Annotated in this window: 1 protein-coding gene and 1 pseudogene; both read left to right on the top strand. The window is 38.9% G+C overall.

All coding sequences use genetic code 11. From position 1 onward, the window contains the following. The first annotated feature begins 347 nt into the window (after nucleotides 1–347). Entirely contained in the window at nucleotides 348–1052 is a 705-nt protein-coding gene (locus tag ACS8FD_RS14335) for a DUF1285 domain-containing protein (protein WP_439263600.1), read from the top strand. A 158-nt stretch (nucleotides 1053–1210) separates the two neighbouring features. Then, nucleotides 1211–1484 (top strand): annotated as a pseudogene (locus ACS8FD_RS14330) (hypothetical protein); the annotation flags it as partial.

Here is a 1484-nt window from a genome sequence, read left to right as displayed (position 1 = left end):
GTTCGCACTTAAATAATATGCTTGCGACACAAGTACCTCTCAGACATATGGCTGCCCGATAAAAACTGTCTTTGCGGCTTTAATCGACAATATCTTCATTGAGATCATATTAATGAACAACATAATAAAGGACAATCAAAACGACATAATTATCGTCATTTTAATAAAATTCGTTACTCATTATAAAAGAAAAGTCCTATAAACACGATACGCATTTATAGATATCAGTGTTAAGGTAAGACTAATACGATGAGCATCTAAAGTCTAATCGTTTTATCATACCCGAAACTATAATTAATAATAGTGCTGTCGTTATCAAACTTTGATGAATATTAGGAAACAATGCTATGAGCAGTAACACGATTAATGAGACTAGTGATATAGACATGACAGCTATTGATGATAGTAAAGGTAGTAAGGATAGTGGGCAGAGCTCTCAAAGTCTAAACAACTTAGACTCTCTAAGCCACTATCTAAAATCATCCGCTGGTACTCGTCAAGGACGTTCTATACCTCCGCTTGATAAATGGCAACCAGAGCAAACGATAGATATGGATCTAGTCATCAAAGCCAATGGAGAATGGTGGCATGAAGGGGTCATGGTGACCCGGCAGTCATTGATCAGCTTGTTTGCTACCGTCTTATGGAAAGAACAAACCAACAGTACTACTGAGTATTTTTTAAAAACCCCAGTCCAAAAGTTACGTATTCAGGTCGAAGATGTCCCATTATTGATTAATGATGTAGGTATCGTGACTGAAGAGGGGGTAAGTTGGTTAGAGTTTACAACGACGACAGGTGATGTGGTGCGTTTGGATAACGAGCATCCGATTGAGCTGCGTTTATACAAACCAAGCACACCGCAAAAAGAAACTGCAAAAGAGCAAGTGCGCCCTTATATGCTTGTCCGCAATGGTTTAACGGCATTGATTGGCCGTAATACATTTTATCATCTCACAGAAATTGGTCAGTTGACAGAGCAAAACGATGAAGTGATACTGACCTTACAGAGTGGGGGACAGTCTTATCAGTTACTCATGCCTGATAATTAATTTTTACTCATTATAAACATGGATTACCGATTGGGTGCGTCAGACGTTGGTATGCTTTAAAATAAGTCTTTTATCAAACAACATGGCAATACATACATTGTGAATCAACATATAAATCTTGCTAAGCTCGCTCTACACCATGATAGTAGTACTAAGCTATGAGTACTGTTGATGCTGTTTTGCCTTCAGTGACAAATAGACTTGTTACCAACGCTAAAGACATATCGGTCAATTCAACCAACTATAAATGTGGTATGAAGGGCGAAAACGACTCAGCGCCGATTGGTCTTTTCGACTCAGGTGTGGGCGGGCTATCAGTTTATCTGCATTTAGCGCAGCAACTACCAGCCGAACACTATATCTATTATGCCGATACATTACATGTACCCTACGGCAATCGTGAGAGTCAAGATATTGAAAAACTAACGCTAG

It is taken from the genome of Psychrobacter sp. 1U2 (assembly GCF_051847575.1).
This window is presented reverse-complemented; position numbering and strand designations above follow the sequence as displayed.

Bases quoted from the DNA above. Each gene is read 5' to 3' on its own strand.
- ACS8FD_RS14335 (WP_439263600.1), top strand. From the start codon at position 348: ATGAGCAGTAACACGATTAATGAGACTAGTGATATAGACATGACAGCT.